Source organism: Caulobacter sp. GW821-FHT12A07, assembly GCF_058807655.1.
Map to the genome: position 1 here is coordinate 401,142 of NZ_JBXAQX010000003.1, position 24,732 is coordinate 425,873.

General features: G+C 68.0%; 19 protein-coding genes and 1 tRNA gene. 12 read left to right on the top strand and 8 right to left on the bottom strand.

The genetic code is table 11. From position 1 onward, the window contains the following. Nucleotides 1-14 precede the first annotated feature (14 nt). The 3 genes from AC1RRS_RS08390 (at nucleotide 15) to AC1RRS_RS08400 (ending at nucleotide 5,752) form a co-directional block, all read left to right on the top strand. Complete coding sequence (locus AC1RRS_RS08390) at nucleotides 15-1,259, top strand: MFS transporter (protein ID WP_492854733.1); 1,245 nt, start codon at nucleotides 15-17, stop codon at nucleotides 1,257-1,259. Between the two features lie 153 nt (nucleotides 1,260-1,412). Beyond that, the gene (locus AC1RRS_RS08395) at nucleotides 1,413-3,278 is read left to right on the top strand and encodes a hypothetical protein (protein ID WP_492854734.1); all 1,866 of its coding nucleotides are present in this window, start codon (nucleotides 1,413-1,415) and stop codon (nucleotides 3,276-3,278) included. Nucleotides 3,279-3,631: 353 nt separating this feature from the next. Continuing rightward, nucleotides 3,632-5,752, top strand: a complete 2,121-nt coding sequence (locus AC1RRS_RS08400) for a TonB-dependent receptor (RefSeq protein ID WP_492854735.1) — start codon at nucleotides 3,632-3,634, stop codon at nucleotides 5,750-5,752. Between the two features lie 258 nt (nucleotides 5,753-6,010). Here AC1RRS_RS08400 and AC1RRS_RS08405 read toward each other — a convergent pair whose 3' ends face one another. The 5 genes from AC1RRS_RS08405 to AC1RRS_RS08425 all read right to left on the bottom strand — a co-directional run bounded on the left by AC1RRS_RS08405 (nucleotide 6,011) and on the right by AC1RRS_RS08425 (nucleotide 10,215). After that, nucleotides 6,011-7,021: an aldo/keto reductase gene (locus tag AC1RRS_RS08405; RefSeq protein WP_492854736.1), complete on the bottom strand. Its 1,011-nt coding sequence runs from the start codon at nucleotides 7,019-7,021 to the stop codon at nucleotides 6,011-6,013. 25 nt (nucleotides 7,022-7,046) lie between these two features. Next, nucleotides 7,047-8,210 carry a lactonase family protein gene (locus tag AC1RRS_RS08410; RefSeq protein WP_492854737.1) on the bottom strand — a complete coding sequence of 388 codons (1,164 nt, stop codon included), beginning with the start codon at nucleotides 8,208-8,210 and terminating at the stop codon, nucleotides 7,047-7,049. A 69-nt stretch (nucleotides 8,211-8,279) separates the two neighbouring features. Continuing rightward, nucleotides 8,280-8,729, bottom strand: coding sequence for a hypothetical protein (locus AC1RRS_RS08415; RefSeq protein WP_492854738.1), 450 nt, complete (start codon nucleotides 8,727-8,729; stop codon nucleotides 8,280-8,282). Nucleotides 8,730-8,813: 84 nt separating this feature from the next. Beyond that, the gene (locus AC1RRS_RS08420) at nucleotides 8,814-10,046 is read right to left on the bottom strand and encodes a LysR family transcriptional regulator (protein ID WP_492854739.1); all 1,233 of its coding nucleotides are present in this window, start codon (nucleotides 10,044-10,046) and stop codon (nucleotides 8,814-8,816) included. Between the two features lie 34 nt (nucleotides 10,047-10,080). Beyond that, nucleotides 10,081-10,215 (bottom strand): hypothetical protein, encoded by a 135-nt coding sequence (locus AC1RRS_RS08425; RefSeq protein ID WP_492854740.1) that lies wholly within the window; start codon nucleotides 10,213-10,215, stop codon nucleotides 10,081-10,083. 321 nt (nucleotides 10,216-10,536) lie between these two features. Here AC1RRS_RS08425 and AC1RRS_RS08430 point away from each other — a divergent pair, with 321 nt between their 5' ends. The 6 genes from AC1RRS_RS08430 to AC1RRS_RS08455 all read left to right on the top strand — a co-directional run bounded on the left by AC1RRS_RS08430 (nucleotide 10,537) and on the right by AC1RRS_RS08455 (nucleotide 17,060). After that, on the top strand, nucleotides 10,537-11,508 hold the full coding sequence (locus AC1RRS_RS08430; RefSeq protein ID WP_492854742.1) for an ABC transporter substrate-binding protein: 972 nt from the start codon (nucleotides 10,537-10,539) through the stop codon (nucleotides 11,506-11,508). A gap of 20 nt (nucleotides 11,509-11,528) precedes the next feature. Further along, nucleotides 11,529-12,554, top strand: a complete 1,026-nt coding sequence (locus AC1RRS_RS08435) for an amidohydrolase family protein (protein WP_110118528.1) — start codon at nucleotides 11,529-11,531, stop codon at nucleotides 12,552-12,554. Nucleotides 12,555-12,754: 200 nt separating this feature from the next. Then, the gene (locus AC1RRS_RS08440; protein ID WP_492854743.1) at nucleotides 12,755-13,606 is read left to right on the top strand and encodes an amidohydrolase family protein; all 852 of its coding nucleotides are present in this window, start codon (nucleotides 12,755-12,757) and stop codon (nucleotides 13,604-13,606) included. Nucleotides 13,607-13,631: 25 nt separating this feature from the next. Beyond that, the gene (locus AC1RRS_RS08445; RefSeq protein WP_492854744.1) at nucleotides 13,632-14,933 is read left to right on the top strand and encodes an MFS transporter; all 1,302 of its coding nucleotides are present in this window, start codon (nucleotides 13,632-13,634) and stop codon (nucleotides 14,931-14,933) included. 96 nt (nucleotides 14,934-15,029) lie between these two features. Then, nucleotides 15,030-16,043 carry a DODA-type extradiol aromatic ring-opening family dioxygenase gene (locus AC1RRS_RS08450; RefSeq protein WP_492854745.1) on the top strand — a complete coding sequence of 338 codons (1,014 nt, stop codon included), beginning with the start codon at nucleotides 15,030-15,032 and terminating at the stop codon, nucleotides 16,041-16,043. Nucleotides 16,044-16,202: 159 nt separating this feature from the next. Next, nucleotides 16,203-17,060, top strand: coding sequence for an HpcH/HpaI aldolase family protein (locus AC1RRS_RS08455; RefSeq protein ID WP_492854746.1), 858 nt, complete (start codon nucleotides 16,203-16,205; stop codon nucleotides 17,058-17,060). Nucleotides 17,061-17,132: 72 nt separating this feature from the next. Here AC1RRS_RS08455 and AC1RRS_RS08460 read toward each other — a convergent pair whose 3' ends face one another. After that, nucleotides 17,133-17,540 carry a hypothetical protein gene (locus tag AC1RRS_RS08460; protein WP_492854747.1) on the bottom strand — a complete coding sequence of 136 codons (408 nt, stop codon included), beginning with the start codon at nucleotides 17,538-17,540 and terminating at the stop codon, nucleotides 17,133-17,135. A 223-nt stretch (nucleotides 17,541-17,763) separates the two neighbouring features. Between AC1RRS_RS08460 and AC1RRS_RS08465 the strand changes: the two genes are divergently transcribed. From AC1RRS_RS08465 to AC1RRS_RS08475, 3 genes are all read left to right on the top strand, one after another. Then, nucleotides 17,764-19,305, top strand: coding sequence for an acetolactate synthase large subunit (locus tag AC1RRS_RS08465; RefSeq protein ID WP_492854748.1), 1,542 nt, complete (start codon nucleotides 17,764-17,766; stop codon nucleotides 19,303-19,305). A 24-nt stretch (nucleotides 19,306-19,329) separates the two neighbouring features. After that, complete coding sequence (locus AC1RRS_RS08470) at nucleotides 19,330-20,229, top strand: substrate-binding domain-containing protein (protein WP_492854749.1); 900 nt, start codon at nucleotides 19,330-19,332, stop codon at nucleotides 20,227-20,229. Between the two features lie 259 nt (nucleotides 20,230-20,488). Continuing rightward, nucleotides 20,489-23,341, top strand: coding sequence for a TonB-dependent receptor domain-containing protein (locus tag AC1RRS_RS08475; protein ID WP_492854750.1), 2,853 nt, complete (start codon nucleotides 20,489-20,491; stop codon nucleotides 23,339-23,341). A gap of 519 nt (nucleotides 23,342-23,860) precedes the next feature. Here the strand turns inward: AC1RRS_RS08475 and AC1RRS_RS08480 are convergent. After that, a tRNA-Val gene (locus AC1RRS_RS08480) sits at nucleotides 23,861-23,935 on the bottom strand. A gap of 51 nt (nucleotides 23,936-23,986) precedes the next feature. Next, entirely contained in the window at nucleotides 23,987-24,712 is a 726-nt protein-coding gene (gene gph / locus AC1RRS_RS08485) for a phosphoglycolate phosphatase (RefSeq protein ID WP_487291546.1), read from the bottom strand. Nucleotides 24,713-24,732 lie beyond the last annotated feature (20 nt).

Here is a 24,732-nt window from a genome sequence, read left to right on the forward strand (position 1 = left end):
GCCAGGAGTATTCGATGGCCCAGCCGCGCCACCCCTTCGCGTTCGCCAGCTTCCGCTATTTCTGGACGGCGCGGATGTGTTCGGTCCTGGCCCAGAACATCCTGGTCATCGTCGTCGGCTGGCAGGTCTACGACCTGGCGCGCGCCACCATGAACACCAAGGACGCCGCGCTTCAGCTCGGCTTCGTCGGCCTGGCCCAGTTCGCGCCGCTGTTCGCCCTGACCCTGGTGACCGGCTGGGCGGCCGACCGCTACGATCGCCGGCTGATCGTCTGCCTCACCACCTCGCTGCAACTGCTGTGCGCCGTCGCCCTGGGCTGGCTGACCTGGTCGGGCGGGGCGACCATTCCGGCCCTGCTGGGCGTGGCGGTGTTTCTCGGCGTGGCCCGGGCCTTCTCGATGCCGGCGCTGAACGCCCTGGGACCCAACATCGTACCGCCCGAGGTGCTGCCCCTGGCCATCGCCACCAACGCCATCGCCGGCCGTGTCGGCTCGATCCTCGGCCCGGCCGCCGGCGGTTATCTCTACGCCTGGTCGCCGCCGGTTCCCTATGTTGTCAGCGCCTTGCTGTTCGCCCTGTCGCTGCTGTGCATGCTGCTGGTGCGACCGGCCGCCCGTACGATCGGCCCGCCGCGCAAGCCCTGGAAGCTGATGATCGAGGGCCTGTCCTACGTCCGCGCCAACAAGCTGGTGCTGGGGGCGATCTCGCTCGACCTCTTCGCCGTGCTGCTGGGCGGGGCCACGGCCATGCTGCCGATTTTCGCGCGCGACATCCTGCATGTCGGGCCGGAGGGACTGGGCCACCTGCGCGCCGCTCCGGCGGCCGGGGCCATGGCCACGGCGCTGCTGTTCTCCTGGCGGCCGTTGAAGCACGACGTGGGCGTGAGGATGCTGGTCTCGGTCGCCGTCTTCGGCGTCGCCACCGTGGTCTTCGGCCTGTCGCGTTGGCTTCCGCTGTCCCTGGGCTGCCTGGCCGTGCTGGGCGCGGCCGACATGTTGTCGGTCTATGTCCGCCAGTCGCTGATCCAGCTGTCGACGCCGGACGCGATGCGGGGACGCGTGGCGGCGGTCTCGTCGCTGTTCATCTCGGCTTCCAACGAACTGGGCGAGGCGGAGTCCGGCTTCCTCGCCGCCGCCATCGGACCGGTGCCGGCGGTGGTGTTCGGCGGCGTTGGCGCGATCATCGTCACCGGCCTCTGGGCCTGGTGGTTCCCGGCCCTGCGCCGGGCGCGGACCTTCGAATCCGCCCAGGTCGAGTAGGCTCCGCGCCGAAATGGATAGGGCCGGACGCAATTGTGATCGACACGCCGGGCCTTCCTCCGGCTTAGCCTAGAAGAACAAGAAGACGGAGCCGACGCCGTCCGACGAACACCAAGCCGCCGCGTGACAGGCGGCGCGTACCAGGAGGAATACATGGACCGCCGACACTTCCTCGCCGCTGTCCCGGCCGCGTTGATGGCGGGCAAGGCGATGGCCGCGGCGCCCGCATCGTCTCCGGCGGGGGGCAAAGGCGTGATGCTGATGAACCGCATCGGCCCGTCGTCGTCCGAGCTCTACATCGCCAATGCCGACGGCTCCAACGAGCGCAAGCTGCTGTCGAACTCGGTGTTCGACTATCACGCCAGCTTCAGCGCCGACGGCAAGTCGGTGGTCTTCACTTCCGAGCGCAACGGCGACGGCCAGTCGGACCTGTTCCGCGCCAATCTCGACGGCTCCAACATCCAGCCCCTGGTCGTCGGCTCGGCGGTCGACGACTCCGGCGAGCTGTCGCCCGACGGCTCGCGCCTGGCCTTCGTCTCGACCCGCCAGGGCTACGTCGCCAACGTCTGGATCCTGGACCTGAAGACCAAGCGACTGACCAACCTGACCGGCGCGCCCGAGGTGCAGGGCGATCCCAGCCTGCCCAACGGCTTCTTCCGCCCGTCCTGGTCGCCCGACGGCAAATGGATCGCCTTCTCGTCCGACCGCAACACCGACTGGCGCGGCCACCACGAGGGCAAGGGCTGGGAGCACACCCAGGAGCTGTCGATCTATGTCATCGGCGCCGACGGCAAGGGCTTCCGCCGCATCGCCTCCAAGCCCGGCTACTGCCTGGGCTCGCCCAAGTGGTCGCCGGACGGCAAGCGCGTGGCCTTCTACGAACTGACCACGGAAGACACCTGGTTCACCCGCCGTCCCGACACGGTCGGCGGCGTCACCTCGCAGATCGTCTCGGTCGACGTGACCACCGGCGCGCGCGCCGAGCTGACCTCGGGCCCGGGCTTCAAGCTCTTCCCGCAGTTCCTCAGCAACGACGTCGTCGCCTATCAGCTGAAGGGCGGACCGGAGGAGGGGCTCTACACCACCGACGGCAAGCCCCCGGTGAAGCGCGTGGTGCGCTCGCCCGTCTGGTCGCCCGACGGCAAGAGCCTCATCTACGAGAAGGTCGGCTTCAAGGCCCGTGGGCAGTTCAAGCCGCTCTACAGCTGGGACCCGAAGTTCGACTACCTGCACACCGACGTCTTCCCGGTCGTCTCCAAGGACGGCGTCCTGGCGATCACCGAGAAGCAGCAGGGCAATTCCTCGCTGGTGACCATGAACCGCGACGGCTCCAACCGCCGCGTGGTGTTCGACGTCGAGGGCAAGGGGCTGGACCCGGTGCTGCTCAAGAAGGGCCTGGCCGGCGCCTTCATGCCGGGCTGGTCGCCCGACGGCCAGTGGCTGACTTTCGGCATGGGCGTCTGGTTCCAGGAACGCGCCAAGGGCAAGGCCACCCTGATGCGGGTGCGCGCCGACGGGACCGACTACGAGCCGCTGACCGACGGCACGATCCATTCGGGCTTCCCCAGCTACTCGGCCGACGGCAAGGAGATCGTCTTCCGGGTCTGGGGCGAGAGCGAGAAGGGCCTGCGGGTCATCAATCTCGACACCCGCCAGATCCGGGTGCTGACCACCGGCTATGACAACCTTCCGTTCTGGTCGCCGGACGGCAAGCGCATCGTCTTCACCCGAAAAGTGGACGCGGTGAACTTCGACGTCTTCACGATCCGGCCGGACGGCTCGGATTTGCAGCGCCTGACCACCAACCGGGGCAACGACGGCCACGCCGTCTGGAGCGCCGACGGCCGCATCCTGTTCAGCACCGGCATGTACGGCTTCCGCGAGGAGGCCGCGCTCTACGACAACACCTTCCAGCCCTACGGCCAGATCATGGTCATGAACGCCGACGGCACGGGCAAGCGCCTGCTGACCGACAGTCTGTGGGAAGACTCCATGCCCATGTACCTGCCGGCCAGATAAGGGAAACGGCGTTCGGTAAAGCTATCGGGCGCTGCGGGTTTTCGATCCCTCTCTTCCGTCTTCCGCCTGATCTACTTCAACTCGGAGATCAGCGGGGGCGGGAGAGACCTCAGGGGATCGTCAGCAGGACATCGAGAGCGCGTCTCGGCGCAGGGCTCCGCATGCGACATCGCGGCGGGCGCGCGAGGCTTCGCGTCTTGATCTCTGGCGATCCACCGAGGGCTCGACCCCGTGAAATTCAGGTCGGCGACCGGTCGTGTGCGGGGCCGTCGATCCAAGAACCAATCAACGACCCCAGTCCAAAGAGGCGGGGCGATGACATATGAGGGAGGTTACGAATGAGGGGTCAAACCATGCCCGGACGTCGCCCGCTGAAGGCCGCGCTGCTCGCCGGGGTCGGCATCGCGATCGGCTGGAGCGCCGTCGCCAACGCCCAGGCCGCCGGCCAGGCGCCGGTCGAACCCGCCGCGCTGGAAGAGGTGGTCGTCACCGCCCAGAAGCGCAGCGAAAACGTCCAGAACATTCCGGTGGCCGTCACGGCCATCAGCGCCGACAGCCTGGAAAAGCAGGCCGCGCCGAACCTGCAGGCGCTGCAAGGTTCTGCTCCCAACGTCGAGATCAACTCCAGCAACGCCGCCACCGGCGTCGCCATCCGCGGCATCTTCAGCACCAATGACGGCCCGCAAGGCGACCCGGCCGTCGCCTATCACATCGACGGCGTCTATCTGGGCCGGCCGCAGTCGACCGGCGGTCTGATCTACGACATCCAGCAGGTCGAGGTGCTGCGCGGTCCGCAAGGCACCCTCTACGGCCGCAACGCCACCGCCGGCGCCATCAACGTCATCTCGGCCCGCCCGCGCTTCGACTTCGAGGCCGCTCTGGGCGCTGAGTACGGCTCCTACAATCAGGTCGGCGTCAGCGGCATGGCCAACCTGCCGCTCAGCGACAAGGTCGCCGCCCGGATCGCCATGCGCACCCTGAAGCGCGACGGCTACGCCGCCGACGGCAAGAGCGAGGACCAGGATTCCCGTGCCTTCCGCGGCCAACTGCTGGTCAAGCCGACCGACGACCTGTCGATCCTGCTGGGCGCCGACTACGACCTGCGCACGGGCGTGGGGCCGGCCGCCTACAAGCTGAACGTGGCCGGCGTGGATCCGCGCTCGACCAACACCACCAACCCCGGCGCCCACATCGACAACCGCAACTGGGGCGTCCACAGCGAGATCACCTGGGACTTCGGCCCGGCCACCCTGACGGTGCTGCCGGCCTATCACGAGATGAAGCTGGACAACCTCTACGCCAGCGACCGCCGCATCCAGCTGAACCAGGAAGCCAAGCAGCAATCGGTGGAAGTGCGCCTGGCCTCGCCCGGCGACCAGACCGTGTCGTGGATCCTCGGCGCCTACTACTGGGGCGAGGCCCAGAGCTCGTACCAGGTGCTGCTGGCGCCGCCGACCCAGGTCACGTTCGGCTATCCGGACATCGACGCCTTCTCGCGCGCGCTGTTCGGCCAGGCCACCTGGCACGTCACCGACAAGCTGCGCCTGACCGGCGGCCTGCGCTACACGAACGACCAGAAGAAGCAGACCGGCAGCACCCAGGTGCGCAACGCCGCGGGCGTACTGTTGTCCAACATCACCAACTCCGCCAACGCCGAGTGGAAGGCCACCAACTGGAAGGCCTCGGCCGAGTACCAGCTGGCCGAGCGCTCGCTGATCTATGTCACCGCCGCGACCGGCTACAAGGCCGGCGGCAACTACGACGGCCTGCCGCCCAACTCCTACGAGCCCGAGAAGGTGCTGTCGTTCGAGGCGGGGTCGAAGAACCGTCTGTTCAGCAACGCGCTGCAGCTGAACCTCACGGCCTTCCACTACGGCTACAAGAACTACCAGGCCAGCCAGCTGGGCTGCCTGAACCTGCCGTCCAACCTGGCGGCCTGCACCGCCTCGGGTCGGATCACCTACAACGCCGACAAGGCGACGGTGTACGGCCTGGAGCTGGAATCGCAGTGGGCCATCACCTCCGCCGACCGTCTCGGCGTGGTCGCGGCCCTGACCCATTCGGAGTTCAACGACTTCGTGCTGCCGGTCACGCCCTATTCGTCGGGCGGCGACTTCTCGGGCAACCCGCTGCCCAAGTCGCCGAAGTCGATGGTGACGGTGGACTACTCGCACCGTTTCGACCTGCCCAACGGCGGCAGCCTGACGGCGGCGGCCCGGGCCCGGTTCGTCAGCAAGCAGTACCTGCTGTTCGACATCCGCAGCCCGATCATCCGCCAGGACGCCTACACCACGGGCGACCTGAACCTGAGCTACGACTCGCCGGAAGGCGTGTGGTCGGTCACGGCCTACGCCAACAACATCACCGACGAACTGGTGAAGTCCTACGCCTTCGCCACCTCGACCGCCGGCGTTTACTACGGCTCCTACCTGCCGCCCCGCACCTACGGCCTGCGGGTGGGCGCGAAGTTCTAGCGCAAGGCCTGGCCGGAGGCGCTGGGGCGCTTCCGGCCGCTTTTTCGAGAATGCAGAAAGGGCGAAGCCGCAAGGCTTCGCCCTTCTTTGCTTGCCTCTCAAATGCCTCCCTCGCCCTTGTGGCGAGGGCCCATGCCGGCGGCCGCTCAGACCCGAGCAGGTTCTCCAAGGTCTGAGAAGCTGAACGATGGGTCCTGGGCACGAGGCCCAGGAAGGCGTTCTGGTTTTGCCTTTGAAAGCGGGAAAGGTCTGAACGCTCTAAGCCAGCACCTCGTCCGGCAGCAGCTCGGTGTCGATCTGCGCCTGGGCCTCGGCCGGGTAGCGCGGTCCCCGCACGGCGTCGCCGGCGAACAGGGCGTCGATGCGCGCAAGCACCTCGACCGAAAGCTCGACTTCAGCCGCGCCGAGGTTCTCCTCCAGGTGCGCCAGGCTCGTGGTCCCGGGGATCGGCACGACGTGCTCGCCGCGCGCCAGGGTCCAGGCCAGCGACAGCTGGGCCGGCGTCAGGGAAAGCTCGCTGGCCAGAGCGTCGAAGGCCCTCACGGCGACCAGGTTGTGGGCCAGGTTCGGCTCGACGAAGCGCGGCATCCAGGCGCGGATGTCGCCCTTGGCGTAGGCGGCGCTGGTGACGCCGCCGGCCAGCAGGCCCCGCGCCACCGGAGAGAAGGCCACGAAAGCGACGCCCAGCCGCTCGCAGGCCTCCAGCACCGCCACCTCGGGATTGCGCACCATCGGCGAATACTCGCTCTGCATGGCGGCGACCGGATGGACGGCGTGGGCCCGTTCCAGCGTGGCGGTCGACATCTCCGACAGGCCGATCGCCCGGATCTTCCCGGCCTCGACCGCGCGCGACAGGGCGCCGACCGAGTCCTCGATCGGCACGTTCCGGTCCAGGCGGTGCAGGTAGAAGAGGTCGATGTGATCGACGCCCAGCCGCTGCAGCGAGCGGTCCAGGCTGGCCGTGATGGCCCCGGGCGAGCCGTCCAGCACCCGTCTGGCGCCGTCCATGTCGAGCACGCACTTGCTGGCCAGCACATAGTCGTCGCGGCGATGGCCGACCGCGCGGCCGACCAGCTTCTCGTTGTTCCCGCCGCCATAGAGGGCGGCGGTGTCGAGCAGGGTGACGCCCAGGTCCAGCGCCCGGTTCAGCAGTCGCTCGCCATCCTCGGCCGGCGGCGGCGCGCCGTAGGCGTGGCTGAGGTTCATGCAGCCCAGACCGATCGGGGCGACCTCGAACGGGCCGATCTTGCGGGGTGGGGAAGCTTTCACTGAAACGTCCGTCGATGGGTGCGACCTAGCGGGCGGCCAGGAACGCGAGGCTGGTGGGCTTGCCGACCGCCAGGGACTGGCCGGTGGCGGCGAGACGACCAGAGGCCGGATCCCGCGCCAGGACGGTCACCGTATTCGAGCCCTGGTTGGCCGCCAACAGCCAGCGGCCGGTCTGGTCGATCGTGAAGCTCCACGGCGTCTGGCCGCCCGAGGAAATCCGCTGAATCTCGGTCAGGGCGCCGGTGCGCGGATCGACGGCGAAGGCGACGATGACGTTCTCCACCCGCACCGAGGCGTAGACGAAGCGGCCGTCGCGGCTGACGGCGATCTCGGCCCCGCTGGCCTTCGGCGTCTCGGACAGCGGCGGCGTCGCATGCGCCGGCGTCAGGCGTCCCTGGCGGGCGTCCCAGGCGTAGGTGCGAAGTTGCGGAACCAGTTCGCTGATCAGGAAGACGAAACGGCCGCCCGGATGGAGGGCCAGGTGCCGCGGTCCCGAGCCGGGCGGCAGGGCGAGGCTGCCGGTGCTCGCCGGTCCCAGCCGTCGCGCGCGGCGATCGTAGGGATAGACGAACACCCGGTCGGCCCCGAGATCGGCGACCAGCGCGAAGCGGCCCGACGGATCGACGACCGAGCCATGGGCGTGCGGACCCTTCTGGCGCGGCGAGGGGCCGGAGCCTTGGTCGGCCTGCACCGACGCTGGCGGCTCCAGCCCGCCATCGGCGCGGACAGGCAGGGCGGCGACATGGCCCGAGGCGTAGTTGGCGACCAGCAACCCCTTGGCCGCGACATCGAGCGCCAGGTGGGTCGGGCCGCCGCCGCCCGAGTCCACGGTCGAGATCGGGCTCAGCCGACCCGTGGCCGGATCGGCGCGCAGGGCGTGGACCTTGCCCTGCACCTGGCCGTCGGCGGCGCCGGTCTCGCTGACGGCGTAGAGCACCGGACGCGAGGGATGGGCCAGCACCCAGGTCGGGCGGGCGATCTCGGCGACGACGCCGAGCGGCCTCAGTCGGCCGGTCTTCGCGTCCAGCCGCGCGGCGACCACGCCTTGTCCGGCTTCGTTGGCCTGGGTCCCGACATAGACCAGCGTCTCGGTCGGCGGCGCGGCGCGCGCGGCCCCGGCCGTCAGCAGCGACAGGGCGCCGGCGCCGACCGCTCGGCGGGTCGGCGTGCGATGTGGGGAACCGGTCATGCTTTTCCTTCGTCCGGCTTTAACGGGGCGGGTCGCGCCGGGCTTTGCGAACCGGCGCGCTTTTCGGGATCAGGGGTCGACCCCCAGTTCGACGCCGGCTTCCACCAGCGCCTCTTGCAGGCGGGCCGTCTGGTCGCCCGCGCCATGGACGGCGGCCTTGCCGTCCTTCAGGTGCAGGAAGGGAACCTCCCCGGTAGACGAATCCAAGACGTTGTTCAGCAGCCCGACGCCGATCATCGCCGCGTTGTAGAGCTGGCCAAGCCAAGCGCCGCCCTGACTTTGCAACGCGGCGGGGCTGGACCACACGAACGGTTGGGCGGCGTTCGTCGCCGGTTCCGGTGTCAGCACCGCATATCCGGACGACGCCAGTCGTTCGGCGATCTCCTGCGCTCGGGGCGCGCCGTCCGGCTCGTCCACGTGGAGGAACACCCCGGGCCAAGGGCCTTCGCCGGCGGGCGTGTGGAGGAAGGCTGGGTGCGGGCCGTCGGCCGTTTCGAGTTCCACGGTCTGGATGGGCATGTTCGAAGTGTCCCGGATTACCTGTGCGGGCGTCGATGCTAGCCGCCTTCAGTCAAGCTGGCGACGAAAGGGGCGGAAGGACCGTCAGCCGGCGCGCCGCACCAGGGTCGGGGTCGTGGTGTCGGCGGTGTGACGGCGCAGCAGGTCGATGAACTCCTGGTGCAGGGCCGTCGGCAGCCAGCCCGCCCGCATGGTCACGCCGATGGCCGGCGCCGGTCCGGCGGGGCCGAAGGGCAGGGCGGTCAGGTCGCTTTCGTGCATCACCTCGTACGAGGTCATCAGCGCCAGGCGGTCGCTGCGTAGCAAGAGGTGGCGAACGATCGGCAGGGCGCTGGTGGCGATTGAGGTCTTGGGGCCCGGGCCGCCCTCGAACATCCGCTCGAAACAGGCCCGGCGGCTGGAGCCGGGCGTGCCGACCACCCAGTCGTATTGCAGCAGGTCCTCGAGCCTGATCTCGCCCTGCCGCGCCAGCTTGTGGCCGCGGCGGGCGACGACGGTGTAGGGCGTGCGGGCCAGGGCCTCGTTGACCAGATCGTCGGCCGTGGTCTCCTGCACCAGGCCGATGACGAAATCGACCTCGCCGTCTCTCAAGCGCTTCAGCATCTCCGAAGCGCTTTCGTTGACGATCTTGACGTCGACCTTGGGGTTGGCTTGCACGAAGGCGTCGAGCACCGAGGCCAGCAGCATGCTGCCGCCGAACGGCATGGCCCCGATGGCGATCTGGCTGGCGACGCTGCCGCGCGCGGCCTCGATCTCCTGGATGCCCCACTCGATCTCCTGGGTGGCCAGCTTGATCCGGCGGCCGAACTCGACCCCGGCCGGCGTCACCATCACGCCGGCGGCGGTGCGGTAGTAGATCGACTTCTTGAGGTTGCCCTCCAGGTCGCGCGCCGCCCTTTGCAGCGAGGCCTGGGACAACTCCAGAGACTGCGCCGCCTGGGCGAACGAGCCGCTCTCGACGATGGCGATCAGGCTGCGGGCCTGGGAGCGGGAGATGCGCTTGGCGATCACCGGCGCGGTGTCTTCCGGCACGCCCAGGATCGTCAGCGCCTGCTCGAACTGCTCGAACAGGCGGGTGGTGCGGCGGTGGAAAATCTCGCCCAGCTCGTTGAGGTAGCTGCCGCTGGCGCGGCGCTCCAGCAGGACGGCGCCGATCTGCTGCTCCAGCTTGGCCAGGGCCTGGGTCACGGCGGGCTGGGAGAGATTGCACTCCTCCGACGCCCTGCGGACGCTGCAAAGCCGCCCCACGCTTTCGAACAGCTTCAGCTGGCGAAAGCTCAGCGACGCGGCCCTGTGTTCAGGATCCATGTCGATCATTTTTCTTCCTCCGATCGCCAACGGGTAACAGGAATCAATCGGGGTGCAAGTCGGGCGGGAAGGGGCCGAATACGGTCGGTTCGGGCGCCGATCCGGCCATGACGACGCCTTTGAAGGCCTCCATCTCAAGAGCGAAAATAGCGAAAAACATCGGGAATTCCACAATCATTCCGGGCTCTTGGCCAGGGTGTTTGGTTGCGGTCGAAACACGTGCGTTTGCGCTGAAGTGGATCTCCGGGGTGATAAGAAACCCGTCTCCAGGCGCACGATCTATGACGCCGCGAGGCGCAAAACTTATCACCCGTCGCGCCGAACCTATCGCGGGCCTCGCCCGCCGCCGATAGGAAATGGAGCGCGCCCTGAAGGTTTCGCGGCGCGTCGGTTGCGATCGTTCGAGCGTCAACGCCTCTGTCGGTGCGAACGGGGACGACGCCTGGTCCGATGACCGCCGGCCATTCCCCGGATACAGACAGATCCAAGGAGAGGAACTTTGGCCGGGAAGAAGGTGCCCCTTAAGATCGCCGTGGCGGAACATCCGCACACGTCGGCCATCCGCGACGGCTCGATCCCCATCGAGGGCGTCGAGGCCGAGATCATCACCGTCAAGCCGCAGATCGGGGCGTTCCGGCGGATGGTGCGCGATGTCGAGTTCGACGTCTGCGAGATCGCGCCCACGACCTACATCATCGCGCGGGCCTATGGCGCGCCGTTCAAGGCGCTGCCGATCTTCGTGGTCCGCCGCTTCCACCACTCGGGCATGCTGATCCGCCCCGACGCCGGCATCGTCACGGCCAAGGACCTGGAAGGCAAGAAGGTCGGGGTGCGCGCCTACTCCGTCACCACCGGCGTCTGGCTGCGCCAGGCCCTGATGGACGACTGCGGCCTGGATGCCTCCAAAGTCACCTGGGTGGTCGACGACGAGGAGCACGTCCGCGAGCTGAAGCTGCCGGGCAACGTCATCCATGCGACCCGCCCGCTGGCCGAAATGATGGCCGATGGCGAGCTGTCGGCGGGCGTCGAGGGCGCGGCCGGAATCGGTCGCACCGGCGCCCCGACCGGCGGCTGGCAGGAGGTCGAGGCCGACTATCCGGACCTGCTGCCCAACGCCGCCGAGCTTGAGGCCGACTACTTCCGCCGCACCGGCGTCTATCCGATGCACGGCACCATCGTGGTCAAGGACTCGGTGCTGGAAGAGCATCCGTGGGTGGCCCAGTCGCTGTACAAGGCCTTCAAGCAGGCCAAGGACGAGTGGCTGGAACGCGTGCGCGCCAATGGTCCGCAGAACGCCACCGAGAAGAAGTACGTCAAGCTGACCGAGATCGTCGGTCCCGACCCGCTGCCCTACGGCGTCGAGGCCAATCGTCCGACCATCGAGGCGCTCGAGCGCACCGCCTTCGCCCAGGGGCTCACCCCCAAGCGGATGAGTATCGACGACCTGTTCGTCGATCCGGACAAGCAGTGAGCGTTGGGGAAGACACGACCATGATCATCGATTGCCACGGCCACTTCACCACCGTTCCGAAGTCGTTCCGCGACTGGCGCCAGCGCCAGGTCGACGCCGCCGACAGCCCGTCCACCGCGCCGCCCGTCTCCGAGGCTCACGTCAGCGACGACGAGATCCGCGAAGGCGTCGGCAACGGCCAGCTGAAGCTCCAGCAGGAGCGGGGATCCGATGTCACCCTGTTCTCGCCGATCGCCGGCCTGATGAGCCACCATCTCGGCAACGAGCGCACCAGCCTGCAATGGGCCGAGGTCTCCAACAACCTGGTCAAGCGGGTGACCGAGATCTATCCGGACAACTTCGTGCCGGTCTGCCAGCTGCCGCAGTCGCCCGGCGCGCCGCCGGCCAACTCGATCCCCGAGCTGCGCCGCTGCGTCGAGGAACTGGGCTTCGTTGGCGCCAACGTGAACCCCGACCCGACCGGCGGTTACTGGACCGGCAAGCCGCTGACCGATCGCGAGTGGTATCCGCTGTTCGAGGCCCTGTGCGATCTGGACGTGCCGGCCATGGTCCACGTGGCCGCCTCGTGCAATCCGAACTTCCACGGCACCGGCGCCCACTACCTGAACGCCGACACCTCGGTGTTCATGCAGATCCTGCAGAGCGACCTCTTCAAGGATTTCCCGACCCTGCGCCTGGTGATCCCGCACGGCGGCGGCGCGGTGCCCTACCACTGGGGCCGCTATCGCGGCATGTCGCTGGAGATGGCCAACCGGCCGCTGGAAGGCCTGCTGGACAACATCTTCTTCGACAGCTGCGTCTATCACCACCCGGGGGTGGACCTGCTGACCAAGGTCATCCCGTCGAAGAACGTGCTGTTCGGTTCGGAGATGATCGGCGCCGTCCGCGGCAAGGATCCGGACACCGGCCACTACTTCGACGACACCAAGCGCTATGTCGACGCCTGCGTGGGCCTGACCGACGAGGACCGCTTCAACATCTACGAAGGCAACGCCCGTCGGGTCTATCCGCGCCTCGACGCCCACCTGAAGGCGCAGGGGAAATAGGCTAGCATATCAAGGTGCTAGGAGGGCGTGGCGCGGGTGATCCGCGCCGCGCCCTGCGTCGTTTTCGACGGGTTTTCGGCGGCCCGAAACTTATACCTCGCCGCATAGCTTCGACTGCTCCCAGCCTGCGATCTCGCGTTCCATGGCCCTCGAAACAACGGCGGCGAACAACCCGCCGGAGGCCAGTCTAGGGAGCGCTTATGTCCTCGGTGATCGACATCCATCCGCACGTGATTTCGGATGACGAGGGCCGCTATCCGCCGGCGCCGCTGTTCGGCAAGCGCTCGGACTGGTCGCAGGAGCGGCCCTGCGTCGTCGAGACCCTGATCGCGGCCATGGACGCGGCGGGCGTGGCCAAGGCGGCCGTCGTGCACTCTTCCACCACCTATGGCTTCGACAACAGCTATGTCGTCGACGCCTGCAATCGCTATTCCGATCGCCTGATCGCCGTCGGCTCGGTCGACGTGCGTGCGCCCGACGCGGTCGAGACCATCAGGGCCTGGACCGACAAGGGTCTGGCCGGCCTGCGCATCTTCACCGGCGGCAGCACCAAGGACTTCGACCCCACCGAACTGGAGGACGAAAGCGCCTATCCGGCCTGGGAGCTGCTCGGTGAGCTGGGCCTGACCATGTGCATCCAGACCGGTCCCGTCGGCCTGCCGCAGGTGCGGGCCCTGGCCGAGCGCTTCCCCAACGTGCCGATCATCCTCGACCACCTGGGCCGTCCGGAGGTCGCCGACGGCCCTCCCTACGCCGCCGCCCAGAGCCTGTTCGACCTGGCCGACCTGCCGTCGATCTACATGAAGCTCACCCCGCGGATCATGGGCGACAGCACCAAGGGCTCGGCCACGCCGGAGACCTGGTTCCCCAAGCTGGTCGAAGTGTTCGGCGCCCAGCGCCTGGCCTGGGGCTCCAATTTCCCGACCTCGCCGGGGACGCTGTCGGAGATCCTCGACACCGCCCGCCAGCGCCTGGCCACGCTTTCGCCAGCCGACCAGGAATGGGTCTTCGGCAAAACCGCCCGGACGCTGTATCCGAAGCTGGGCGAATAAGATGACAAACGCTCGGGAGGAAAACATGGCCAGCATCGATCCGGCCGCGACGGCCGCCCCCGCCGGGGTCACGGCGGTCGAGAACGCCGCCTGGAAGCGGTGGGCGATCCTCGCGCTGCTGGCCGCCGGAGCGCTGATCGCCTTCGTCGACCGCACCAGCATCTCGTCGGCCCTGGCGGTGCCTTCGTTCAAGGCGCACTTCCATCTCTCCAACCTCGATCGGGGCTGGATCAACTCGGCGTTCTTCTGGTCGTACGCGGCCCTGCAGATCCCGATGGGCTGGGTGGTCGACCGCTACGGCGTCAAGGTGCCCTACACGATCTGCTTCGTGCTCTGGTGTCTGGCCTCGGCCCTGACCGGCCTGACGACCACCCTGGCGGCCCTGATCGTCATGCGCCTGATCGTCGGCGCGGCCGAGGCGGTGGTGGTGCCGGCCAGCTACCGCTGGATCCGCAACAACTTCCATGAGGGGCAGAGCGGCACGGCCGTCGGCCTCTACATGCTGGGCAACAAGTTCGGTCCCGCCATCGGCGCGCCGGTCGCCGCCTGGCTGATCGTCGCCTACGACTGGCGCGCCATGTTCGTGATCACCGGCGCGGTCGGCCTGTTGTGGCTGGTGCCGTGGCTGTTCGGGGTCAAGAACGACCTGCCGGCCAAGAGCGACATGGTCGCCGTGCGGGCCAAGGCCTCGGCCGTGCCGCTGAAGAACATCCTGGCCAGCCCGCTCGTCTGGGGCACGCTGGTGGTCAACTTCTGCTACAACTACTTCACCTTCTACTGCATGACCTGGATGCCGGCCTATCTGGTCGAGCATCGCGGCCTGACGCTGGAGAAGATGGGGCTCTATTCCTTCTTCAGTTTCGCGGGCATCGCCATCGTCGCGCTGGTCGCCGGCTGGACGGCCGACAAGCTGATCGCCCGGGGCGGCGACGCCGTGGTGGTGCGCAAGAGCTTCGTGGTCGCCGGCTTCCTGGTCGCTTCGACGGTGATCCTGGGCGCCAAGACCGAGAACACGGCCCTGGCCCTGTTCTGGAACGTGTTCTCGCTGTCGGGCCTGGGCCTGGCCACCGCCAACAACCTGGCCCTCTGCCGCCTGACCCTGATCCCCAAGCCCGCCGTCGGCGTGGTCACGGGCATCCAGCAGGTGGCCGTCAGCCTGGCCGGCATGGTCGCGCCGATCCTGTCGGGCTGGCTGCTCGACGTCAGCGGCGGCTACGCCGTGCCGATGTACGTGATCTTCGCCTTCCTGCTGCTGGGCGCCCTGACGACCCTGTTCGTCCTGCGCCGCGACTGGGCCCCGAAAGTGCCCGAGGGCGTGGTGGTCTGATCCGAATATCCCGGCGTGAAGCGATCACGCCGGGCCCGAAACGAATTGGCGGGTCTGGGGTGCGAGCCCTAGGCCTCGCCGATCAAGGAGACGCGTATGGCCAAGATCGTATTTGGCATGGCTGTGCCGCACAGCGGCATGCTGGGGCAGGCGCCCGAGGACTGGCTGACCAACGGCGAGCGGGACCGCAAGAACCCCGAGCTGTGGTTCCGCAACCGCACCTGGACCTATCCGGAACTGGAAGCCCACCGCGAGGCCGCCTTCGAACCGTTCCTGACGATCGAGGAGCGCACCGAGCGCGCCGGCCGCTGCCGCGCCGCGCTCGACAAGATGGCGCAGGCCTATGGCCGGGCCAAGATCGACGTGGCCATCGTGCTGGGCAAGGACCAGAAGGAGATCTGGCCCGACCAGTCGCCGTCGATCACCATCTACACCGGCGAAGACGTCCACAACGGCCCGCCCCAGCGTCCCGTCTACGCGCCCGACCATCACGTCGTGCACAAGGCCTATCCGGAGCTGGCGACCTATCTGATCAAGGCCTTCCAGAAGGAGGGCTTCGATCTCAACGACCTGCAGGCCTGGCCCGACAACGTCTGGATGGAGCAGCGCCAGGGCATGAAGCCGGACTATCCGGTGGTGCCGCACGCCTACAGCTTCGTCTATCACCAGATCATGGGCGACCAGCCGCCGCCGCACGTGCCGGTGCTGTTCAACCTGTTCTATCCGCCGACCCAGCCGTCGATGAGCCGCTGCATCGAGTTCGGCCGCGTGCTGCGCGAGGCGATCGAGGCCTGGCCCGCCGACGTGCGCGTGGCGATCATCGCTTCGGGCGGGCTGTCGCACTTCGTCAACGACGAGGAGTTCGACCGCGACGTCATGGGCAAGCTGGCGGCCTACGACTACGACGGCCTGGCCGCGATCCCCGACGGCTACTACCAGTCGGGCACTTCCGAGGTGAAGATCTACAGCATCGTCATGATGGCCCTGCAGCACACCGGCGCTCAGATGACCCTGGTCGACTACGTGCCCTGCTGGCGCACCGCCGCCGGCACCGGCGAGGGCATGGGCTTCATGTACTGGAACCCCGAGGAGACCGCCGTCTCCACCTGATCTCTCCCGATCCTCTTCTCGAAGCGCATGAGGACGACTCGCGCGCGGGGGCTTGACCGGCTCCCGCGCGCTTTTTCTATCGGCGGGGAAGGTTCATCGATCAGGGCGAGACGGCCGCGCGGGTCTAGCTCAGTCGGACAGAAACCACGGGGAAGAACCATGACCGACACCCGCCTGAACGGCGTCATCCGCGCCTGGGAAGCCGGCAAGCCCGCCTTCACCTGCTTCGCCAAGGCCGACAAGCAGAGCGCCATCGACCTCTCGGACTCGCCCTATGACGGCCTGGTGTTCGAGATGGAGCACAATCCCTGGGACATGGCCGCCCTCGGCGATTCCCTGCAGTACCTGCTGAACCGCAAGCAGATCCATTCGGCCGCGACCCTGGCGCCGCAGGTCACCCCGATCGTCCGCGTGCCGGCCAACGGCGTCGAGATGAACCAGGCCTACGCCAAGCAGGCGCTCGACCGCGGCGTCTACGGCGTGATCTGGCCGCACATCAACGACGTGGCCCAGGCCTACAATGCCGTCGCCTCCTGCCGCTACGCTCGCCCCAGGAACGCCCCGCTGTACGAGCCGCGCGGCGTGCGCGGCGATGGTCCCGCCACCGCCGCCCGCTACTGGGGTCTGTCGATGGCCGACTACTACGCCAAGGCCGATGTCTGGCCGCTGGCCCCGCAGGGCGAGCTGCTGGTCGGGCTGATGATCGAGAGCGTCAAGGGCGTCGAGAACCTCGACGAGATCCTGAAAGAGGTGCCCGGCATCGGCTTCGTGCTGATCGGGGAGGGCGACCTTTCCCAGGAAATGGGCTTCCCGCGCCAGTACGACCATCCGGACGTTCGCGACGCCATGAAGAAGGTCGCCGAGACCTGCGTGCGCCACGGCGTGCCGGTCGGCAATCCGCACACCAACGCGGGCAATCTCGAACGCCTGCTGTCGGAAGGCTATCGCTGGCTGATGGCCGCCCCGCAGCGCTCCTACGGCGTGGTCGGCAAGGGCAAGGAACTGGCGGGGTATTAGGCGTAGGCAGCGCGTCCAGGGGCCGGCTTCTCGTCATTTTCGATGTGGAATGACGAGAAGCGGGCGGCGGCGCTAATAGCCGCCGGTATCGAGAACGCGTCCTTCATATTCGGGGCGGCGCCGCCATGCCCAAGGAAAGGTTGGCGTGCGCTCCCATGCTTCGAGGACCTCAAGCTGGATCGCGCCCATTGTCTCGCCGGCGCATCGGCTTCCATCGGGATGATCGTGCCGCGGCGGATCGCCGACGTTCAGGTCGCCGGAATGCAGTTCAGCGAGCGTCTCGCTTTCGAAATGGCCGCCTTCGACGCCGATTAGAAATTCGGTGCGGCAATCCTGGCAGGCGATCCGAGCCAGAGCCCTCTGTTCGTGGCCAACACCAAGAGCGTCGGGCTCGAATTTCTTATATCGCGGCACGCCATTGAACCACCACGTCGGCGGCTCGGGTATTCGGGAAATGATGTCGTCGTAAAGCGTGTGCATGGCTTCATTCTGGCCTGATGGCGGCTTGGCGCAAGTATCAGCCATCCCCTGCACGCTTTGAGCGCCGACACCATCCGGACGCTGGGGCGCATCGCTGAGAACGCCCGGAAATCTATCGCTTTCCGGCCCGATTGGATTGGAGGCCGCCCCCTTCGCCGTGGTCTCAACTTCCCATGATCGAACAACACCCGGCCGCGTAATCGCCGGGGAACGGGGAGTGACCATGAACGGCGCCGAAAGCCTTGTGAACACGCTGGCCGACCAGGGCGTCGAGGTCTGTTTCGCCAATCCCGGCACCTCGGAAATGCACTTCCTGGCGGCGCTGGAAAATCCCCGCATCCGCAGCGTCCTGTGCCTGTTCGAGGGCGTGGCCACCGGCGCCGCCGACGGCTGGGCCCGGATGAAGGACAAGCCGGCTTCCACCCTGCTGCATCTGGGTCCAGGCCTCGCCAACGGCCTGGCCAACATCCACAACGCCAAGCGCGCCGGCGTCGGCATGGTCAACATCATCGGCGAACACGCCGCCTCGCACCTGAAGTACGACGCTCCGCTGACCTCCGACATCCAGGGCCTGGCTCGCCCGCTGTGTCACTGGGTGCGCACCACCGACAGCTCGGAGTCCATCGCCACCGACACCGCCGCCGCCGTCGCCAAGGCCAACGAGGGCCTGGTCTCGGCCCTGATCCTGCCCGGCGACGCCAGCTGGGGCGAGGCGGGCGAGGTTCCCAAGCTTCCCAAGCGCGAGCCGACCCGCCGCGCGCCGCCGGCCGAGAAGGTCGAGCACATCGCCAAGGTGCTGGCCTCGGGCGAGCCGACCCTGATCATCTTCGGCGGCAAGTCCATGCGGGGTCGTTCGCTGGATCTGGCCGGCCGCGTCGCCGCCAACACGGGCTGCCGCATCGCCACCCAGTTCTTCAGCGTCCGCATCGAGCGTGGCGCGGGCCGCACGCCGCTGGAGCGCATCCCCTACGCCGTGAACCAGGCCGTGACCTTCCTCAGCGGCTTCAAGCACATCGTCACGGTCGAGACCGGCGAGCCGATCGCCTTCTTCAGCTATCCTGATAAGCCCAGCGTGCTGAAGCCCGCCGGTTGCCAGGTGCACGAACTGGTCGCCAAGGACGAGGACAGCATCCTCGGGCTCGAAATGCTGGCCGAGGCCTTGGGGGCGCTGAAGACCGACCCGGTGCTGCAAGCGCGCTCGGAGCAGGCGGCCCCGCAGGGCGCGCTGAACCCGGTCAGCATCGCTAATGCGCTCAGCTACGCCATGCCCGAAAACTGCATCCTCGTGGACGAGTCCCTGACCACCGGCCGCGAGTCGATGGGCCTGACCGCCGGGGCGCGGCCGCACGACACCATCCAGAACATGGGCGGCTCGATCGGCTACGGCACGCCGGTGGCGACGGGGGCGGCCATGGCCTGCCCGGACCGCCGGACCTTCTGCATGGTGGGCGACGGCAGCGCCATGTACACGATCCAGTCGCTGTGGACCCAGGCCCGCGAAGGCCTGCCGGTCACGACGATCATCTTCGCCAACAACAGCTACGCCATCCTCAAGGCCGAATACTCGAACATGGGCGCGGGCGCCGCGCCGGGGCCGCGCGCCCTGTCGATGATCGACATCGGCAACCCGACCATCGACTGGGTCGCCATGGCCAAGAGCATGGGCGTGCCGGCGGTCAGCGTCGAGACGGCGGAAGACTTCACCCAGGCCATGATCAACTCCACCCGCGAGGCGGGCCCGGTGCTGATCGAAGTCAAACTCTAAGAACGAACCGGGAGGGACCGCGTCATGAGCGACGTTGCGGCCGAAGTGCTGACTCTGAAGACCAACCTGGCCAACTATCCGGTGACCAAGGCCATGAAGGACGGCCGTGTGACGTCCGACATGGTCACCCTGGACTTCTGCGGCCCCGAACAGGCCCACAACGGCTTCAAGGACATGGTTCGCCGCAACCAGTACGACGCCGGCGAGCTGGCGATCGTCACCTACCTGCAGGCCAAGTGCTACGGGAAGCCCTACGTCCTGCTGCCGGCCCCGATCTCGGGCCGCTTCCAGCACCACTGCGCGGGCTTCAACAAGGAGCTCGGCCACCTCGATCCCAAGGATATCGAGGGCAGGGAAGTGGGCGTGCGCACCTACGCCCAGACCACCGGCCTGTGGATCCGCGGCGTGCTCCAGCACGAATACGGCGTCGACCTCGACAAGGTCACCTGGCGCACCACCGGCGACGGCCACCTGGAGGAATACAGCGATCCGGCCAACTGCGTGCGCCTGCCCAAGGGCTCGGACATCGGTCAGATGATGCTGGACGGGCAACTGGCCGCCACGCTGCAAGGCGTCGATCTGCCCAAGGATCCGCGCGTGCAGTACCTGGTGCCGGACCCGTTCAACGCCGCCAAGGCCTGGTTCGAGCGCGAGCAGGTCGTGCCGATCAACCACATCTTCGTGGTCCACGAGGATGTCGCCAAACAGCGCCCTGACGTGGTTCGCGAGATCTACCGGATGATCGTCGAGAGCCGCGCCCTGACCGAGGGCGGCCCGCCGGCCGTCTATCCGCCGTTCGGCCTGGACGCCAACCGCAAGGGCCTGCAACTGGCCATCGACTGGGCGTTCGACCAGAAGATCATCCCGCGCAAGCTGTCGGTCGACGAACTGTTCGACGACCTCACCGCCAGCCTCGGCGCCTGATCCAGATCATCTCGGTTGCTTCGACGCCGGCGCGTCTGGATCTCGCGGTCCGGACGCGCCGGCGTTCGTCGTTGTGAAGTCGTCACAGAATATTTCTTGAGATTCCGGCCGGTCGCGGCGGCGAAAAATGAATAGGCCTGTCCGGTAAAGCAATCATCGGGCGAGGCGAAGGCGCGTCATCCTCCTGACGCTGCGTCAATGAACGCGGCGAACCATAAGAACAGGCCGACCGGGCAGCGGATACGGCGTGGAGGGAACGATGAAGAACCTCGGAAGGACCGCCGTCTTTCTGGCCGGGGCCAGCGCGCTCGCGCTCGCCACCTCGGCCTTCGCCCAGACCAATCCGCCAGAAACCCCGCACGCCGGCGAAACCGTGGAGACCACCGTCGACGCCGTGGTCGTCACCGGCTCGCGCGTGATCCGCAACGGCGACGCCAGCCCGTCGCCCGTCACCGTCGTCCAGACCGACGACGTGCTGCGCGCCGCGCCCGGCAGCCTGGCCGAAGCCCTCAACGTCCTGCCGGTGTTCGCCGGTTCGCGCGGGGCGGGGGTCAACCCGACCTCGACGGGCAGTGTCGGGGCCGGCAACGCTTCGGCCAACCAGCTGAACCTGCGCAACATCGGCGCCAACCGCACCCTGATCCTGCTGGACGGCCTGCGCGTGCCGCCGACCTTGCTGAACGGCGTCGTCGACGTGGATTTGATCCCGCAGATGCTGGTGCAGCGGGTCGACACCGTCACCGGCGGCGTCTCGGCGGTCTATGGCTCCGACGCCGTCACCGGCGTCGTGAACTACATCGTCGACAAGAAGTTCGAGGGGCTGAAGATGCTGGCCCAGGCCGGCGTCTCCCAGCAGGGCGACGGCGAGAAGGTCGATGTCGGCGTCGCCGCCGGAACCCGCTTCGCCGGCGGTCGTGGCCATGTCGAGGCCAGCTACGAGTATCGCGACGAGAAGGGCATCGCCTACCGCTCCGACCGCGACTGGATGAACGTCTGGGGCGTGGCCGGAGCCGGCACGGCGGCCAATCCCTATGTGCTCTACAGCGACCTGCGTCAGGCTGGCTTCCCGTTCGGCGGCCTGATCACCAGCGGCGCGCTGTCGGGTCAGACCTTCGCCACGAACGGGACCCTGCGGGCCTTCGTCCCGGGGACCGCCACCGGCTCGTCCGCCCTCCAGGTCGGCGGCGACGGCGGCTACTACGACTCCTCGCTGCTGGCGCCGATGAAGGGCCACCAGCTGTTCGGCCGCGTCGACTACGACCTCACCGACAACGTCCACGGCTATCTGCAGGTCGGCGGCAACCTCAAGACCAACGCCAACTATTCCGACTACGTCCGGCTGACCAACGTCACGCTCAGCTCGACCAACGCCTTCCTGTCGCCGACCTACCAGGCGCAGCTGGCCGGCGCGAACCAGTCGACCTTCCGGCTTAGCGAACTGATGAGCAGCGGCGGCAGGTTGGAAGCGCGCTCGAAGTCACGGCAGTGGATCTACATGGGCGGGCTGAACGGTTCGCTCGGCGACTCCAAGTGGGGCGTCGACTTCACCCACGGCCAGACGCGCCTGGGCACGACCCTGGCCAACAACCTCAACAACCAGCGCCTGGCCGACGCTCTGGACGCCGTCGTCGACCCGTCCAGCGGCAAGATCGTCTGCAACATCGCCCTGACCAATCCGAGCCTGGCCCAGGGTTGCGCGCCGCTCAACGTCTTCGGCCCCACCGCCGCCAGCGCCGCGGCCATCGACTACATCTTCCAGGAGACCCACTACACGGCCCGCACGGTGATGGACTCGGTGTCGGGCCATATCGACGGCTCGCCGTTCAGCACCTGGGCCGGCCCCGTGGGCCTGGCCTTGTCGGGCGAGTGGCGCAAGCTGAGCTTCGAGTCCTCCAGCGACGCTCTGCCGTCCGACGTCGTGAACTGCACGGGCATCCGCTACAACTGCACCGCCGGTTCGGCCCTGTGGACCCAGACCTTCGCCAGCAGCCCCAAGGTCAGCCAGACCGTCAAGGAGGCCGCGCTCGAAGCCGACGTGCCGTTGGTCAAGGACCTGCCCCTGATGCGCGCGCTCAGCATCAACGGCGCGGCCCGCTTCACCAGCTACGACACCAGCGGCGACTACTGGACCTGGAAGCTGGGCCTCGACTGGCGGCTGAACGACACCGTGCGCCTGCGCGGCACCCGCTCGCGCGACATCCGCGCGCCGACGCTCTACGAGCTGTTCGCGCCGGTCAATTCGGTGCCCGTCAGCACCCAGGATCTGCTGACGACGCTCAGCCCGACGGTGGCCTCGGTCGATCTCTCCAACCCCGACCTCAAGGCCGAGATCGGCGACACCGCCACGCTAGGCGTGGTCTGGAGCCCGATCCCGCGCTTCTCGGTGGCGCTGGACGCCTACCACATCACCGTCAAGGACGCGGTCACCCAGGTGAACGGCGCCACGGCCGCCTATCAGCGGGCCTGCTACGACAGCGGCGGGACCTCGCCGTTCTGCGCCTTGCAGGACCGCCTCAACGGCTATGCCGACAAGAGCGCCTCCAACGTCGTGCAGCGCTGGTACACCAAGTACTACAACATCGCCCAGGTCGAGACCTGGGGCGCGGACCTGGAGGTCAACTACGCCACGACGGCTTTCGAGCGGCCCGCCTCGCTGCGCTTCCTGGCGGCCTTCCAGCCGCACGTCTACTACCGCCAGCCGGGGGTCACGACCACCGACCAGGGCGGGGTCGCCTTCGGCCCGCTGGGGGCTGCCGCCGGCCCGTCCCTGCGCCTTACGGCGCTCGCCCGCTTCCAGCCGCTGGAGAACCTGACGGTCGACGTCATGCAGCGCTGGCGCGACGACATGAAGCTGGGCGGCGACCCGTCGCAGATCTGGGCGAACAACAAGATCGCCTCCTTCGCCACCACAAGCCTGACCCTGACCTATCAGGCCGACACCCGAGCCGGGCGGACGGACTTCTTCTTCAACGTCCAGAACCTGTTCGACGCCGATCCGCCGCCCGGAGCCTACGCCCTCAACGGCACGCGGGCGGGCCTGCGCGACGGCTACGCCATCGGCGACGACGTCATGGGCCGCTATTTCACGATCGGCGCGCGGCTGAAGATGTAGCGACAAGCGGAAACGGCCGGAGAGCGTCTCCGGCCGTTTCACGTCGTGGTCTATGGCGAGAGGTCAGCCGACCGGATGGCCCTCGAACCAGAAGGCGGCCGAGGCCAGCATGAGCGTCCAGGCGGACGCCGGGCGCGCGGCTTGCGGGCGAGGGGGCTTCTGCGCCGGCGAACGCGTGGAAACCGAGGCGCGCGGCGCCGTCGCGGCAATTGACCTGGACACTTCCAACCCTCGTATTTTTCGCGAGTAGGCGCGGAAGGCGCTGGCGAAGCAACGGGGCGGGGCGGCGAGGACCCCGGCCGTGCGCGAAACTTATCGCGCCGAACGACAAACTAATATGCGGGCCGCGTCACGGCGGTGCGGGCGCCCATCCATGCGAGGGCGCGGCCAGGGCGCCGTCCTCGGGTTTCGTTCAGCGCGCCGGCAGGGGACGCGTTGAAGCCGTGCGGAGCATCTTACGCAGAGCTGGCCGAATGGCCGGCCGGCGTTTGCTACCGCATTGGATTTAAAGAAGGAAAATGGTGGATGCTGCAGGGATTGAACCTGCGACCCCCTCGGTGTGAACGAGGTGCTCTCCCGCTGAGCTAAGCATCCGCCGGGTGGGCTGGGCCTTCCGAAGAAGTCCCCGCCGCGAGAGGAAGGGGGCTATAGACCGCTCTTTTCCGCGCCGCAAGAGCCCAAAAGCGAGATTGCGGCCTCGGGGACCTCGGAAAAGCGATCTATCAACAGATCTCCGCCGAGGGTCTCGACCGGAGCCTCGGTGTAGCCGAACGAGACCAGCAGGGCCGGCACGTTCGCGGCCTTGGCGCTCAGGACGTCGTTGATGCTGTCGCCGACCATCACCGCCCGAGTGGGATCGCCGCCGACCGCGGCGATGGCCGCCAGCACGTGGCGTGGGTCGGGCTTGGGGGCGGGGGCGTCGTCGGCGCCGACCACGGCGTCGAAGAATCGGGTCAGGTCGACGGCGTCCAGCAGGGCGACCGACAGGTGGGTCAGCTTGTTGGTGCAGACGACGAGGCGCGCGCCGGCGGCCTTCAGGTCGGCAAGCACTTCGACCACGCCCTCGAACGGCGCGCTCTCGTGGGCGATGCGGCCCAGATAGATGGCGATGAAGCGCTCGACCAGCCGGGGCGCGCGCTCGGCGTCCAGCGGCGCGCCGGCGGCGGCGAAGCCTCGCTCCAGCAGCGCCTTGGCTCCCCGGCCGACCATCTTGCGCACGTCGTCGAAGGGCAGGGCGGGCAGGCCCTCCTCGGCGAGGATGGTGTTCAGCGCGCCCACCAGGTCCGGCGCGGTGTCGACCAGGGTGCCGTCGAGGTCGAAGGCGATGGTGGCGTCCCGAAGGGCGGTTTCGTGGGCGTGCGGAAGAGACATGCTCTGGCCTTTCGGCTAAA